At 58.8% G+C, this 14,915-nt stretch carries 9 protein-coding genes and 2 pseudogenes; 8 read left to right on the top strand and 3 right to left on the bottom strand.

Annotation, left to right across the window (positions count from 1 at the left end; all coding sequences use genetic code 11):
* Window positions 1-661, top strand: a pseudogene (locus FJW08_RS31180) (IS256 family transposase); the annotation flags it as partial.
* A gap of 297 nt (window positions 662-958) precedes the next feature.
* A complete protein-coding gene (locus tag FJW08_RS31175; protein ID WP_140764205.1) occupies window positions 959-1,186 on the top strand; it encodes a hypothetical protein in 228 nt (75 codons plus the stop codon).
* Between the two features lie 72 nt (window positions 1,187-1,258).
* Here FJW08_RS31175 and FJW08_RS31170 read toward each other — a convergent pair.
* Window positions 1,259-1,978 (bottom strand): annotated as a pseudogene (locus FJW08_RS31170) (SIS domain-containing protein); the annotation flags it as partial.
* Window positions 1,905-2,111, bottom strand: coding sequence for a hypothetical protein (locus FJW08_RS33160; RefSeq protein WP_246682669.1), 207 nt, complete (start codon window positions 2,109-2,111; stop codon window positions 1,905-1,907). The pseudogene FJW08_RS31170 and the gene FJW08_RS33160, both read right to left, overlap by 74 nt.
* Before the next feature lie 317 nt (window positions 2,112-2,428).
* Here FJW08_RS33160 and FJW08_RS31160 point away from each other — a divergent pair, with 317 nt between their 5' ends.
* The 6 genes from FJW08_RS31160 to FJW08_RS31135 all read left to right on the top strand — a co-directional run bounded on the left by FJW08_RS31160 (window position 2,429) and on the right by FJW08_RS31135 (window position 13,534).
* On the top strand, window positions 2,429-3,865 hold the full coding sequence (locus FJW08_RS31160) for a calcium-binding protein (RefSeq protein ID WP_140764208.1): 1,437 nt from the start codon (window positions 2,429-2,431) through the stop codon (window positions 3,863-3,865).
* A 682-nt stretch (window positions 3,866-4,547) separates the two neighbouring features.
* A complete protein-coding gene (locus tag FJW08_RS31155; RefSeq protein WP_140764211.1) occupies window positions 4,548-5,768 on the top strand; it encodes a glycosyltransferase family 4 protein in 1,221 nt (406 codons plus the stop codon).
* Window positions 5,765-7,039: a polymerase gene (locus tag FJW08_RS31150; RefSeq protein ID WP_140813617.1), complete on the top strand. Its 1,275-nt coding sequence runs from the start codon at window positions 5,765-5,767 to the stop codon at window positions 7,037-7,039. Before FJW08_RS31155 ends, FJW08_RS31150 begins: the two co-directional genes overlap by 4 nt.
* Entirely contained in the window at window positions 7,027-9,021 is a 1,995-nt protein-coding gene (gene asnB, locus FJW08_RS31145; protein WP_140813616.1) for an asparagine synthase (glutamine-hydrolyzing), read from the top strand. The genes FJW08_RS31150 and asnB overlap by 13 nt, the downstream gene beginning before the upstream one ends.
* Window position 9,022: 1 nt before the next feature.
* Window positions 9,023-11,212 (top strand): exopolysaccharide transport family protein, encoded by a 2,190-nt coding sequence (locus FJW08_RS31140; RefSeq protein WP_140764220.1) that lies wholly within the window; start codon window positions 9,023-9,025, stop codon window positions 11,210-11,212.
* Window positions 11,213-11,254: 42 nt separating this feature from the next.
* A complete protein-coding gene (locus tag FJW08_RS31135; RefSeq protein WP_224598669.1) occupies window positions 11,255-13,534 on the top strand; it encodes an oligosaccharide flippase family protein in 2,280 nt (759 codons plus the stop codon).
* 186 nt (window positions 13,535-13,720) lie between these two features.
* Here FJW08_RS31135 and FJW08_RS31130 read toward each other — a convergent pair whose 3' ends face one another.
* On the bottom strand, window positions 13,721-14,863 hold the full coding sequence (locus FJW08_RS31130) for an NAD-dependent epimerase (RefSeq protein WP_140813615.1): 1,143 nt from the start codon (window positions 14,861-14,863) through the stop codon (window positions 13,721-13,723).
* Window positions 14,864-14,915: the final 52 nt, after the last annotated feature.

The raw sequence follows: 14,915 nt of genomic DNA, 5'->3' as shown, positions 1-14,915 counted from the left end.
CAAGAGCCAGGTCTCGCGGCTGTGCGAGGAGATCGACGGTAAGGTGAAGGCCTTCCTCGAGCGGCCGATCGAGGGCGGTTGGCCATACCTGTGGATCGATGCCACTTACCTGAAGGTGCGCCGCGGTGGGCGGATCGTTTCGGTCGCCGTCATCATCGCCGTCGGCGTCAACGCGGACGGCCGGCGCGAGGTCCTGGGCATGGAGATTGGCACCTCGGAGGCCGAGCCGATCTGGACGGAGTTCCTGCGCAAGCTGACACGTCGCGGCCTGCGCGGCGTCAAGCTCGTCGTCTCCGACGCGCACGAAGGCCTCAAGAGCGCCGTCACCAAGGTGCTGTGCGCGACATGGCAGAGGTGCCGCGTCCACTTCATGAGGAACGTGCTGGCCCATGCCGGCAAGAGCGGCCGCAGGGTCGTCTCAGCCTTCATCGCCACCGCGTTTGCCCAAGAGACCTCGGAAGCCGCCAGCGCCCAATGGCGCGCCGTCGCCGACCAGATCCGGCCTAAGGTGCCGAAGCTGGCGACAATCATGGACGACGCCGAGCCCGACGTGCTGGCCTACATGACCTTCCCGAAGGAACATCGCGCCAAGCTCCACTCGACGAATACGATCGAGCGCCTCAACGGCGAGATCAAGCGGCGCACCGAGGTCGTCGGAATCCATACCGCGCATGAGGTTGGCGTTTCGCCAGCATCGCAGGCGATCGCAAGGGCCAGTCCGACAGCCGCGGCGTCGGCTGGGAATTCATCCATGTCGCCATCAACGACGCCTCGCGCATCGCGTTTCTCCTTTGCGTGGTGCCATTTTCCGCGAGTAAGCGCCTCCAGACGCTTGCTTCCTTCCTGACAGATAGGTGTCCAGCGTAGAATTCAGTCGTCCAGATGCAGATCGGACCAGGTGTGTTGGAACCTAACCCATTAGCCGGCGTTGAAATTGGTCACGGTTGGGGGGCTTCTGATGCCCGTTTATCTGGTTGAGGAAATGCGGGGGAAACGTGCTGTGCGGGCCAGCAGGATTGAGGCTTCTACACCGCGCGCCGCGGCGTCCACCTTGAGCGGTCGACGCTTCACTGTGCGAAAATGGGGACGGGAATGGATTCAGGTGACCGATGAGCTATCGGGCAATGTATTTGTGTACTGCTTTGCCGAAGATGAAGAGTATAGGAAAGATACGGCGCTCGGCTAATAAGGTTATCCGGCAAATGAAATAAATAGGGATGATTGCCTCTCTCGCACGTCACTTTCGGTTTTGTTCAGCCTATTCCACCGTCACCGATTTCGCCAGATTGCGCGGCTGATCGACGTCGGTGCCCATGAACACGGCGGCGAAATAGGCGAGCATCTGGATCGGCAGCGCGTAGATGATCGGCGAGATGATTTCCGGCACATCCGGAAGCACGATGGTCTCCATCGTCTTCACGCTCACCTGTGCCGCGCCCTTGGCGTCGGTGATCAGGATGATCTTGCCGCCGCGAGCCGCCACTTCCTGCATGTTCGACACGGTTTTCTCGAAGATGCGATCGTGCGGCGCAATCACGATCACCGGCATGTTCTCGTCGATCAGCGCGATCGGCCCGTGCTTCAACTCGCCCGCGGCATAGCCCTCGGCATGGATGTAGGAGATTTCCTTGAGTTTTAGCGCGCCTTCCATGGCCAGCGGGAAATTGGTGTCGCGGCCGAGGTAGAGCACATCGGAGTAGCGCGATATCTCACGCGCGACCCGCTCGATCTGCTCTTCGAGCTTCAGCACCTGGTTGGCATAGCGCGGCGCTTCGGAGAGCTCCCGCACCAGGATTTTCTCCTGCTCTTTCGAGATCGTGCCGCGTGCCACGCCCGCCTGCACGGCGAGCCAGGCCAGTACTGAGAGCTGGCAAGTAAAAGCCTTGGTCGAGGCGACGCCGATCTCAGGCCCCGCCAGCGTCGGCAGCACGATGTCGGATTCGCGCGTCATGGTCGATTCGCGCACGTTGACGACGGCCATCCGTGGTGAAGTTGACGCGGTCGGCTGCGTGATTCTGCCTCGCGATGCTTTCAAGGCCCGGTTCCAAGATCGGGAGGAAGTCCGGATTGAGCCGCTCCACCTTCCTTGTGTCGATGTCGAGGCAGAGCATCCTGGTAACCACCTCGGCAAGCATTGCCGCCTGGACATAGCCAATTCCAAACACGTCAAGTCCATTCGTTCTGTTCCCGTCGGGCACGTCGAGTCGTTTTCGGGCCGGGCGGTTCAAAGGATTTGGTGCCATACGCATTTGGCTAGAAACGTTGGATGCATTCTCATCAACTCAAGCGGCGCACCATCAACTTTCGACGATTCCATGGCGATGCTGATCAAGGATTCTATCAGGCAGAGGTGCTATTTGATTTTGCCCTAACGTTTCGGTTCTTGTAGGCAGGTGTCGGGCGCTATCAAATCAGATGAGGGAATCAGATGCCTATTCTTCATTATACATCGGGTGGGTCGGGCGCCGACATTGCCGCCGCCGGGTTCAACCTCGCTGACGTTCAATCGGTTGCCCAAGTCAATGCCCTGCCTACCGGCATGAAGGGCCTAGTTTGGCTGAATGAGGCAGGCGGGACAACAACGTCTTTTATCGACAAAGTCACTCCGTTCATAGGCAACTCCAAGGTGTTTGGATTCTTCCTGCTTGATGAACCCGACCCCACGGGCAAATGGCATACATACGCGAGCGCGGCGAACCTGAAAGCCGAATCAGACTGGATCCACTCCCATTTTCCGGGCGCCAAGACCTTCATCACAATGATGAACATGGGATCGTCGGCAAATCCGGACTTTTCGAACACCTACAACCCAGCCAACACCCACATCGACTATTACGGATTATCACCCTATCCGGTTCGGACGGGAACAAGCACGACCGATTACAATATGATCGATAAAACGGTCGCTGCGGCGGAGGCTGCAGGCATCCCGGCGAGTAAAATCGTTCCGGTCTATCAGACATTTGGGGGCGGCACTTGGATCACCGACACCGATGGGAAATATGTGCTTCCGTCGGCCTCCCAGGAGCAGACCATGATGGACCACTGGGCGAAGTTGGTTCCCTCACCAGCCTTCGACTATGCCTATGCTTGGGGTTCTCAGCAAGGCGACACAGCTTTGGGAGCCTCGCCAGCGCTGAGGGCTTTTTTCCTGCAGCATAATCAAAGTGTCGACGCGGTGGCGACGCAGCCTGATGGTGTCGCCATACAGCCTGCCGTTCACACATTCAAAGGCACTGGCAGATCGGATGTCTTTCATGGGACGACTGGCGCCGACACTATGATCGGGCAGGGAGGCAATGACACATATCATGTCAACAATGCAGGCGACCGGGCGATCGAGGTGGCGCGCGGCGGTAACGATACAGTGCTGGCCTCTGTGAGTTATGCGTTGTCGGCAGGATCGCAAATCGAGCACCTCGCAACGACGAATGCGGCCGGCAAAGGGGCGATCAACCTCACGGGCAACGCGTTCGGCCAGACCATCCAGGGCAATGCCGGTGACAACATCATCAGCGGCGCCGGAGGCCGGGATGTCTTGACAGGGCACGGCGGCGCGGACGTTTTCGTTTTCAATTCCGCCCTCGGCGCAGCCAATGTCGCGAAGGTTACTGACTTCAATGTAGCACGCGACAAGATCCAGCTCGACCATGCGGTGTTTGCCGGATTGCATGCGGGCGCCCTGCCTCCGGCGGCATTCCACATCGGCACAGGTGCGCATAGCAGCGCCGAGCACGTCATTTACAACAGCACGACTGGCGCGCTTTCGTACGACAGCGATGGAGTTGGCAGCGCACATCAAGTCCAGTTCGCTACGGTTTCTCCCCATATGTCGCTCTCGGCATCATCTTTCTTGGTACTGTAGAGAGCCTCTGGCCTTGCCTCCTGGCAAGGCTTACGCTCCCTGTCATGTCCTCCAGCGGCAGCTCTGCCGGTCGACTTTCATAGAATTTCAAGCAAGTCCACGGCTTCTCGGTGTTTGGGTGTATTCGAAGTAAGTGTCGTGCGACGCTTGGCCGAGGTACCTTTGTGCGTCCGGTCGCATCAATTTGTAGGACACTTAAACCAGCCCCCCATCCACCACGAACCTTCCAGCCGAAGCGGCGTGAAGTGCCGGCGGCGCAGATTTCGCAAATTTAGTCCATCAATATGGACGTAAGCCAAGATTGTAGGTAGCGGCGAGGCGTTGCTTGCTCCTCGGGACCTGTGTCTTGGTCAAATAGGATTCCGGCCCTCATTTTCCACCGCGGCGTGCCGGCCGAGCAAGATCGCTTTCGCCTCGGTAGCGAGGTGGCGACTCTCATCGATTCCATTTGTCCTGCTCCAGCGGTTGGTATTGCTGGCATCATCAAAGTGGCATCGTTTTGCATGCCGTGTCCTGCGGACGCAATGTGCTTCATTCAAACAGACGAGGACATTGGGACGGCCTGCCCCTAGCGTGGGGTTGGGTGCTAGCCGATGAAAGCGATCAAGCGGGCGATGAGGACAAATCCAAACGGGCATCACATCGTATGCTTGAACCGTCGCGCACGCGCGGGAGAGGCAGGATGAAGCCGCATCTGGCGTGTGTGGGTGGCGAGGATCACCCCCTGAGAATCCCGTTCCTATTGGCAGTGCGCGAACGGGGCTTCCGCGTCACTGCCGTTTCCAGTGACGATGGGAACGCGTTTGTGCCGCATGGGATTCCGCATCGTCGATTGTCTTTCGACCGCTTTGCCAAAGGCAGCGGGGAATTGGGTGAAATGAAAGCAATTCGCAAATTGCTGATCGAACTGCGGCCAGACATTATCCAGAGTTTCGACACCAAGCCCAACCTGTTGACGCCGCTAGCCGTACGCGGGCAGGTTCCCGTCATTCGCACGATCAATGGGCTTGGTTGGACATTCTCCTCACGCGAACCCAGGGCGCTCGCGCTGCGTCCCGTCTTTTGCGGTCTTCAAGGTCTCGCCTCGTTTTGGACTGCCGCAACCGTGTTTCAAAACCGGGATGACCAGGTCTTCTTCGAGCGCTACCGGCTGCTTGGACGCGGCGAGGGAAGGCTGATCCGAAGTTCTGGCATCGATGTAGAAGGATTCGCAACGGCAAGGCACCGCGGTCCTTCGGCCGCCACGATGCGAGAGAAGCTTGGCCTTGAGTCGGCGGAAATTGTCATATTTGTCGGCCGTCTGACCCGTCACAAGGGAATTCCAACGCTCCTTGAAGCCATCCCGCGTATCCTGACACAAAGGCCGAAAGCGCGTTTCGTGCTTGTCGGTCCGCGGGATTCCGAGGGCCCATTCGCAGTCAGGAAGTCAGATATTGACCGCTGCGCTCCTCACGTAATCGCCTTGGGCGCAAGGCGGGACGTTCCGGCGCTTCTTGGCATGGCGGATGTGTTCGCATTTCCCACGCAATATCGGGAAGGGGTTCCGCGCGTCTTGCTGGAAGCGGGATTGGCAGGATTGCCGGTCGTGGCCTCACGGATGCCAGGCTGCAATGACGTGATAGAAGACGGATGGAACGGCTATCTCGTTCCACCACGCGACGTGAATGCACTTGCGTCCAGGATAATCGACATTCTGTCCGATCCCGACCGCGGCAGACTCATGGGTAGTCGTTCCGTGGATTTTGTCAGGGAGCGGTTCGCACTCGCGGGGGTCGTCGATCAGTATTGCGATCTGTACAAAAACGTCCTCGCAAGCGCGCACGGCACTCTTTCGCGGTCAACTCCCACTGTTTTGCTGGCAAAGGCTTCGGGAAGCCGTCAACTGGACGGGGCTCGACAATGATCCGCGACGCCATCCTAGCCTGCGGCATTGTCATGTCATATGCCACGCAGCTTGTCATTCCTGGTTTGTCGACGGGCTACGCCGAATTGTTCCTAACGCTTTGGATCGCGCTTTCGGTAGGTCGACTTCTCGCAGGTGGACGCTTGGAAAGCTCCCCTGCGCTGACCCGGTTCACGATATTCTGGCTGATCCTGGCACTCGCTGTGGGTATAGGCGCCATTGTCGGTTATTTCACGACGGTGCTGGTGCTGGATCCGCTGCTGCACGATACGTTCGCATACATTCTGTTGATCGCCATCACATGCCTCACCGTTGCGGAACCGGACGCGGCGCAACGTCTGCGCCGCATTGGCTGGTGGGTCGTGGCAATCGCGACTGCGGGTTTTATCTGGCAAGTAGGGCTTGCGTGGGGTTGGGTTCACCAGTTTGGCATCGATCCATGGTACTGGGATCGCTTTTGCGGTTGGTCCGACAACCCGAACCAACTCGCGCTGTATTGCGCATTATTTGGCCCGCTCGCGCTACATCTGGCAATGACCACCGACGGTCGATGGGGTCGTTTACTTGGGCTCTGCAGTCTGATCCCGACCTTCTATCTTGGAAGGCTCACCAAAAGCGACACGTACCTTTATGCAACAATCCTGACCTGTTTGATATTTCTTGGCCTGAGGGGCCGGAACTGGCTTATGTCCAAGGGCGAAAAGCCCAGACTTTCGCGGCAGATCGGTCTCGTTTTCTTGATAGGCTGTGTGCCCTTGGCGATGGCGATGACACCTTATGCTCTGACTGAAGTCAGCAGCGCCGCGGAGTTCGCCAAGAGCCTCACCAAGGATAAGGGCGGAGATGCGACCGCCGAAACCGCAGCGCTGCGTCTGTTCCTCTGGAGCGAGGCCTTGGACAAGGGCGTGAGATCGGGATCGCTGGGCCTTGGCCCTGGACCACATCTGGAACGCCCGCCAATTACGGATTTGCAGTTCCTGCCGCGACCCTTCGAGGCCCACAGCACCATCCTGGACCTTTACACGCAGGGCGGCCTTGTCGCGGTCCTGGCCTTGGCGTGGATTGTCACCTGCGCAGCCCTGGCGGCGTGGCGAGCGAGATCCGATGCTCTGGTCGCTCTAGCGGTGTCTATCGCGGTCTTCGGAATTCCGCATCTCATCATCCGCCATCCCATCGTCTGGTTCGCGCTCTCTCTTTGCCTTGTCGCTCGAACGCCTCAGGCGGCTCGGCTGCATCACCTCAGCGAGGACACTACCCTATGTGTGCGATAGCCGGAATTCTCCTCGCGTCAGATGCCGCCGATGCGAGATCGCTCAGGGAGATAAGGCAAATGACCACGGCCCTTCGCCATCGTGGGCCCGATGGCGAGGGTTTATGGATGGACCGGGACGGCGGAATCGCCTTCGGTCACCGACGACTGGCCATTGTCGACCTTTCGGATGCAGGGCGCCAGCCAATGCAATCCGCGACTGAACGGTATGTCATTACGTTCAACGGCGAGATCTACAATTTTCGTGACCTGCGGCGTGTTTTGGAAAGTGCGGGCCACTGTTTCCGCGGCTCCAGCGATACCGAAGTGATGCTGTGTGCGATCGAGACGTGGGGCCTCGAAGCGGCCCTTGCACGCTTTGTCGGGATGTTCGCATTGGGCCTTTGGGATCGACAGACGCGCACCCTGCACCTTGCTCGTGACCGAATGGGTAAGAAGCCACTCTACATCGCACAGACGCACGATGCCTTGATCTTCGCGTCCGAGTTGAAGGCGATCAAATGTTTCCCCGGCTTCTCGCTCGAACTCGATGTCGGCGCGGCCACGGCCATGCTGTCAAAGGGATGGGTGCCCGATGACAGTTGCATCTGGCGCGGGGTGTTCAAGCTGTCCCCCGGCGCGATCCTATCCGTGTCTGCGGCAGATGTTGTCGAATGCCGCAGCGTCGGCTCTCTGGAAGGACGCGTCCGCCGCTGGTGGTCGTTGGCCGAAGTCGCGGTGACCGCGCGGCGGGAGCCGATCGCCGGCCCCGATGAGGAATTGACAACGGAACTGGATCAACTGCTCCGCGTTGCGGTGCGCGAACGTATGGTCGCCGACGTGCCGCTAGGCGCCTTCCTTTCGGGCGGAATAGATAGCTCAACCGTCGTCGCCCTGATGCAGGCGCAGTCTTCCAGGCCCGTCCGCACGTTCACGATTGCTTTCGACGAGAGCGGATTTGACGAGGCTCCCCATGCCGCCGCGGTTGCCCGGTATCTCGGCACGGATCATGCAGAACTTCACCTTTCGCCTGCTGCCATGCGTGACGTCATTCCGGAACTGCCGCGAGTCTGGGACGAACCGTTCGCGGATGAATCCCAAATTGCAACGCTTCTGGTGTCACGGCTGGCACGCCAACATGTCACGGTGGCGCTATCAGGGGACGGTGGCGACGAATGCTTCGCAGGTTATTCGAGGCACTTCCTGGCGGGACGGCTCAAAAGACAGCAAAACTTGCCACGTCCAGTGCGTTGGATGTTGGCGGCCGGGGCGGGATTCCTCGCCGGTGCCGCCGGCCAGGACTTCATCCGCGCCTTGCCACTCCCGACTGATGTGGGGCATGCGTTGCGAAGTGATCGGCTTCATCGCCTTGCCCGTTTGCTGGGAGCGTCCAGCGAGAGTGAATTGATTTGGCGGCTCACGGAATCGTCCACCGGAACACTTCTCCGGCGTGACCGATCCGCCTCGCATCTCGCCGCACCACAGCTCGACGACTTGCTGTCACGTCTCCTGTTCAACGACACGACCGGCTATCTGCCGGGCGATATACTGGTGAAGCTCGACCGCGCCAGCATGGCCTGCGGTCTAGAGGGACGATGCCCCATTCTCGATCATCGCGTCGTCGAATTCGCCTGGCGGCTCCCCAACAAGGCGAAGGTTCGCCACGGCAGAGGCAAGTGGATCCTTCGCCAGCTGCTGGGCCGATATGTGCCGCAGCGTTTGACCGACAGGCCGAAGCAAGGATTTGACGTTCCGATCAGCGCTTGGCTCAAAGGGCCTCTGCGGGCTTGGGCCTCTGATCTACTCGCCGACGCCCGCGTGCATGATGATGGAATCCTTGATCTGGCACGGGTGGACGCAACGTGGTGCGCCCACCTCAATGGACATCAGGATCATGCTCGCGACTTGTGGCCGGTATTGATGTTCCAGGCTTGGCGCCAAGAGGCCTTCAGGCCGGCGCCCATATCGCGCCTGTCTCACGAAATTGAACTTACAGGGGTATGAGATGGAAGGTTCTGTAGCCAACCGGATTGTGCGAGCCAAGCAGATCGCTCTGCCTGCAAGCGACACGAACACGCTCAGGAGGCGCAAGCTGCGTGAGCGCATCGATACGCCAACCCCGTTCCATCAACTCGTCACTGTCATCGCCAGAAGAAAGTGGTTCGTGCTCGCCATAGCCATTTTCGGCGGCGTCATGGCGGGACTCGCGGGCATTGCTCGTCCCATGCAGTTCGAGGGAACGACGCAGGTCATCATTGACGCTCCAAACAGGAATGCAGCTGCTGGCGCAACACAGTCGGTTCAAGATTTGCTGGATTCGAGCATTGATGATCATCTGACCATGCTATCCTCACAAGCCAATTTACGCCACGTACTGGCGGCGCTCGGCAAAACGGCGGCCGCCAACGGCGCTGGAAAGTCCGGTTTTGATCCGCTGCTGCCCGACCAGCATCACTCGAGTGGGTTTCTAAGCGACATGATGAACAGGCTTTGGCCGCGCACCAGCAGCGGCCCGAATAACCCGGAGGCGTTGGATGCTCCAAAACTGGAAGCCCTGCGTAATCGAATGAGGGTCGGTCAAGAGTTGCATTCGCGAGTCATTAGCATTGGTTACACCGACACCGACCCCGTACGGGCCGCAATTGTCGCAAACACGATCGCACAAGTCTATATACAAGATCTCGTTCAGCAACATCGCGCGTCGGATCAACAAGAACTCGACTCGATAGTCGCCAGTCTGCCACGCCTGCAAAAAGACCTGGTTGACGCAACCGATCGTCTGGAGACATACCGGCTTACCCACGGTGGTGTCGATCAAGCTGCGGCGAACAACGCGGCCGATGAGACAGCGGAACTCAGCAGGCAGATTGCTCTCTCGAAAGCCAATTTCTCCGCTACCCAAACGCGTCTTCATCACATCCAGGATCTGCAGAAGGCTGGGGCGTCGGCCTCGACGGTAGCGGCCGAACTTGGGTCGCCGGTATTGAACGACCTGATCAACGGCAAAGCCGACCCAACCGCTATTGATGGTCAGATCGAACAAGAAACCGCTCGTCTTGATTCGGACACGAATGTTTATAGCGCCCAGATCGCAGCCCTGGAGGCGCGCAAGGCCGTTCTCGATGCGGTCGTTGCCGATACCGCTAGCCGGCTTTCCGGCTTGCGAGCACTCGAGCCTCAGGTCGCAATCGCAACCCAACACTACAACGATCTCTTGGGCCGGCAGCAGGATTTGATACACCGCATCGCAGCGCCATCGCCTGGAGTCGCGATCCTCTCGGCGGCATGGCCACCGTCGGCGCCGAAAACACTCCCGCCGATTTTCCTGATCCCCCCCGGAATGATTGTGTTCGGTCTGCTGGGAGCGGTCTTCGTTCTGGCACGCAATCACTTCAACAAGACTCTGCGCAGCGAAGCCGAGGCCGAAATGGCGCTCGACATTCCATGCGTGGGGCTTCTTCCTAAAGTACGCAGAATGCATGCAAGGGAATTGCGCGACATGGTTCTTGGTCAACAGAGCTCGGCGCTTAGTCGCGCTGTCATGTCCCTTCTCGTCACCGTAGTGCCGACTCAAGGGAGAGGCCGCCCACCGCATTTGCTCCTCGTCACCTCCAGCATCCGGGGGGATGAAAAGACCGAACTTGCCTGGAGTCTGGCGCTGGCCGCGACGCGTCTGGGAGGCAGGGTGCTCTTGCTGGACCTTGAGCGCAAGAACACACGGCTCACGACCGAGTTCCGCGAGGAATTCAAGAATGTGGATGCCAGTGGTTCTTTTGGGGACTATGTGAGTGGGCGCTGCACCTTGCAGGATGCAATCGCAAAAATCCCGGCGCTTGGTGTTGACCTGATAGTCGCACCGCGAGTTGGGGATGACCTGTTGGCTCAGCTGTCGACAGCCGATAGTTGTCAATTCGCCGATGAACTCCGCTCGATTTACGCCGCCATCATTGTGAATGGGCCATTGGACCTTGGTGGCCCGGAAACAAGACTTCTGACGCATTGGGCAGACACTGTTCTGCTGACTGTTCGTTGGGCCAAGACACCGCGAAGTCTCGCGCGCGCTGTTGTGGATCTCCTCCAGAGCGGCGCGGCTGCGTCCGTTCCGATGGGAAGCGTCCTCACCCAGGTCAATCTCAAGAAGCATGCGCGTTATCGGTTTGAGGACGGCGCCGATCTCCTCGTCGAGAAGACATGATGTGCCTCGCCAACATCCCCTGCCAGCACTGTCTTGGAATCCGTGGAAGCGTATCGTCAGATTGGGTTTGATCCACACATGATCATTGAAATCTTCGGACCTCCAGGATCGGGCAAAACGACGTTCGCTCACGCGCTTGCTCGCCGGCTGCGTCATTCGGGATATCGAGCAAACGTAACGCTCAGCTATAGACCCAGCGAAGCGGCGGGCAATTCGTACTTCCTGGGGGCACGCTTGTTTGTCTTCCGTGTGTTGGCCGCGATGGTCTCCACAGCAAGGATATTGGCGTCGTCCAAGGGAAGAAAGGAAGACCTTGCTACGGCCTCATCGATGGTGAGGTTGATCCCGCCTGGAAACCGGTTCTGGCGTGCTCGTCTATGGCAATACATATTGCACCTGTCGCGTAGCTGGCGCCAGGCAAGGCAGGCGCCTGATATAGTAATATTCGATCAAGGCTACGTGCAGGCGGTCGGCTCTTTGGCGATGTTCAACGGAGCCGCCGACAGCACATTGCTTGCCAAGGTGCTCAGTCTAACGCCGCCTGCCGATCTCACAATCAGGATCGCCATGCCTTATGAGGTGGTTGAGACGCGTTTGCGCCAAAGAATCACCCGCGAACTGCCCGCGGAGCGCGTATTCGAAGCAGACCCTGAAATTAACATGCGCTCTTTCGGCGTTTTCCAAGCGATAGACAGCATTCTTCTGGCGTCCGGTCGAAAGGTAGTTTCAGTTGACACTCTCAACGACCAAGCCACGGCGGAAGGTTTCCGCCGCGTCGAGCAGGAAATCCTTTCAGCAATTCCGCGAACAGACAGCATCGCAGCGGTAGCAGGCCCGAAAAAGGAGGCACCCGACCTCGCGGCCAGCAGCCTTGCTCGCGATGCACATGCGACGTCAGCGTCAGCTGTCGTTGCAGGTTCACAACACCCGCGATCCAATGCAGCCGATCGCGTAAAGGCGGTTTTGCTTCCCAAGCAAGACGTTGGTTGGCACCTTGCCCAGGCGAGCCTCTTTGCCCTGTTGATCTATATCGCCGGGGCCGGCCTCACCAGCGTGGCGCAATTATTGATTGCGCGGCTCATCGGCCCTCGCAATTACGGCATTTATTCGTACGTGCTGGCGTGGACCTCGGTGCTGGCCTACCTGGCAACGCTTGGGTTCAACGTTTCATTGTTGCGTTTTGTGCCAGCTTATCGGGCCAACGGGCGGCTTGATCTGGCAAAAGGTGTAATCGCCTTCGCCCTGCGATGGTCGCTGACGACGGCGACGCTGCTTGGTCTGCTCGGCGCCACGTTGATATTCTTCTATTCGGATCATTCGCAGAAAGGTCTTGTAGTTAGCAACTTCTTGGGGATGGCAGCGGTGCCGCTGATTACCGCCTATGCGTTGGGGGCGACCCTGGTAAGGGCCTATGGCGGCGTTGTATCAGCCCTGCTGCCCGAACGGATCGTGCGCGACGGTCTCCTGGTCATACTGGTCGGGATTGCCGCCAAGTCCGGACTTCGCGCTGTGGACGCGCCCCTCGTGATGTTGACGGTAGTGATGAGCTCAGTGATGACGGTCGCACTAGTGTTTCTTACGGCTGCCAGGATTCAGCCGCCTGGTTTGCGCCTCGCACACGCCAGCTATGCCGCCAAGGAGTGGTGGTCCTCGGTCCCGCCGCTGACGCTCATTACCGGGCTTGACGTATTTGTTAGCAGAGCTGGAGTGATGGTGCTGGGTTGGACCGATCACATCCGCGAAGCTGGGGTTTTCGCCTTGGCCTTGAACGTTGCACTCCTTGTGGGCCTCTCGCGTATCGCCGTCGGTACGATGTTTTCGCCCACCGCAGCCGATCTGTTTGCTCGCCGCGATCGACAAGGACTGCAACAGCTCTTTGCGCGCGCTACCCTGCTTTCCCTCGGGGGCGCCATTGTAGTGGCAATTCCTCTGCTCGTAATAGTAAAGCCTTTGTTGGGCTTCTTCGGAGAGGGGTTCGTGGCCGGCGCTCCGATCGCGCGCGTGCTGATTTTTGGCTACTTCTTCGTGGCGCTATGCGGACCTCAGCAGAATCTGCTCACGATGACGGGAAACGAGTGGGCTGCCGCTTCCACCATGATCGCTGGTGCGACAGCCAACGTCATAGCCTGTGCCGTGGGCGTGGCGATATATGGTCCAATCGGAGCGGCAGTGGGTGTCGCAGTTGCGCTGGCCGTGTGGAACACGGCCATGGCTATCTACATTAGCAAGCGGCTGAAGATCCTGCCTGGGCTCGTGTTTGCGCTGACATCGCTCAAGCCAGACGGGCTCGGTAAGCTGGTACGGTATCGTTTCTTGCGCTGACAAGACAACTTAAAGAGCAACTGTAGACCGCAGCATGGGCGTGATGAAGCGCGTCACGTTGCCCTGACCTTGCCTAGGCTCGCCATAATAGCAACCATGCAAAAGCTTGTCGTTCAAACGCGCTCATCAGGGACGACCGAAAATGGGCGGCAGACATTCCTTGACCAAGACTGATACTCTAGCCTATCAGGCCGCGCAAGTTTCATGGAATTCGCGATACCATTTGACGAAGTGGGACACTCCGTCAACTAGCGTTGTCGAGGGTGCGAAACCGACAGCGCGGCGGAGATCGCTGACATCGGCACGCGTTTCCAAAACGTCGCCGGCAGGCAGTGGCACGTCGACGCGTAGCGCCCGGCGTCCAAGGGCGGCCTCGATTATGGCGATCAGCCGATTGATCTCCTCGGGTCGGTCGTTGCCAATGTTGTAGACCCGATATGGCGCCGAACTGGTGGCGGCGTCAGGTTCGCAGCTATCCCAATTCAAATTGGGGGATGGCGGCGCCGCAAGCACTCGAATCACGCCTTCGACGATGTCGTCAATGTAGGTAAAGTCCCGCCAGGCGCGTCCCGCATTCGCTACGTCGATCGTTCGACCCTGTGCAATGGCATGCGTGAATGCATAAACAGCCATGTCGGGCCTCCCCCAAGGGCCGTAGACCGTGAAGAAACGCAGTCCAGTGACCGGCAAACCGAACAGATGGCTGTATGAATGCGCCATGCACTCATTTGAACGTTTGGTTGCGGCATAAAGGCTCAAGGGATGATTGGCGCCGTGATGTTCGGAAAACGGAATCGTACGATTGGCGCCGTAAACTGAGCTCGACGATGCGTAGACCAGATGTTCGATACCAGCATGCCTGCAGCCCTCCAAAACGTTTAGGAAGGCCACAACGTTCGACTGGACATAGGCATGGGGATCGACGAGTGAATGACGAACGCCAGCTTGGGCGGCGAGGTGCACGACGTGAGAGGGACGAAAATCGGAAAACAGCGATTCAACACGTCCACGGTCGGACAGATCGATCCGAACCGCGCTAAACCCAGGCTCGGCACTAAGAAGTTCGAAACGCGCTTCCTTCAGCCGTGGATCGTAATATGGGTTGAAGTTGTCAACGCCTATAACATTGACGCCATGGTGCAAGAGCCGTCGGGCGGCATGAAAGCCAATGAAACCCGCAGCCCCTGTGACGACAATCGGGCCGGCGCGCGCAAGGCCGAGCAGAGCTTGGTCCGAACGCGCTCGGGCAAACCCCTCGATTGCGGAAAGAGACGCCACATCGGGTAAATTCTCGGCAGCCTCTTGACCTGCGGAATTTGGCTCGATCATCTCGAATGTCCCTTTGGCGATCTGCGTTGACCAAATCGCAATCTATGCCCCT

The organism is Mesorhizobium sp. B3-2-1 (assembly GCF_006439515.1).
Taxonomy (GTDB): Bacteria; Pseudomonadota; Alphaproteobacteria; order Rhizobiales; family Rhizobiaceae; genus Mesorhizobium.
This window is presented reverse-complemented; position numbering and strand designations above follow the sequence as displayed.

Coding starts and splice junctions, on each gene's coding strand:
- FJW08_RS31150 (WP_140813617.1), top strand. CDS start 5,765: ATGATCCGCGACGCCATCCTAGCCTGCGGCATTGTCATGTCATATGCC.
- asnB (WP_140813616.1), top strand. CDS start 7,027: ATGTGTGCGATAGCCGGAATTCTCCTCGCGTCAGATGCCGCCGATGCG.
- FJW08_RS31160 (WP_140764208.1), top strand. CDS start 2,429: ATGCCTATTCTTCATTATACATCGGGTGGGTCGGGCGCCGACATTGCC.
- FJW08_RS33160 (WP_246682669.1), bottom strand. CDS start 2,111: ATGCTCTGCCTCGACATCGACACAAGGAAGGTGGAGCGGCTCAATCCG.
- FJW08_RS31175 (WP_140764205.1), top strand. CDS start 959: ATGCCCGTTTATCTGGTTGAGGAAATGCGGGGGAAACGTGCTGTGCGG.
- FJW08_RS31155 (WP_140764211.1), top strand. CDS start 4,548: ATGAAGCCGCATCTGGCGTGTGTGGGTGGCGAGGATCACCCCCTGAGA.
- FJW08_RS31140 (WP_140764220.1), top strand. CDS start 9,023: ATGGAAGGTTCTGTAGCCAACCGGATTGTGCGAGCCAAGCAGATCGCT.
- FJW08_RS31130 (WP_140813615.1), bottom strand. CDS start 14,863: ATGATCGAGCCAAATTCCGCAGGTCAAGAGGCTGCCGAGAATTTACCC.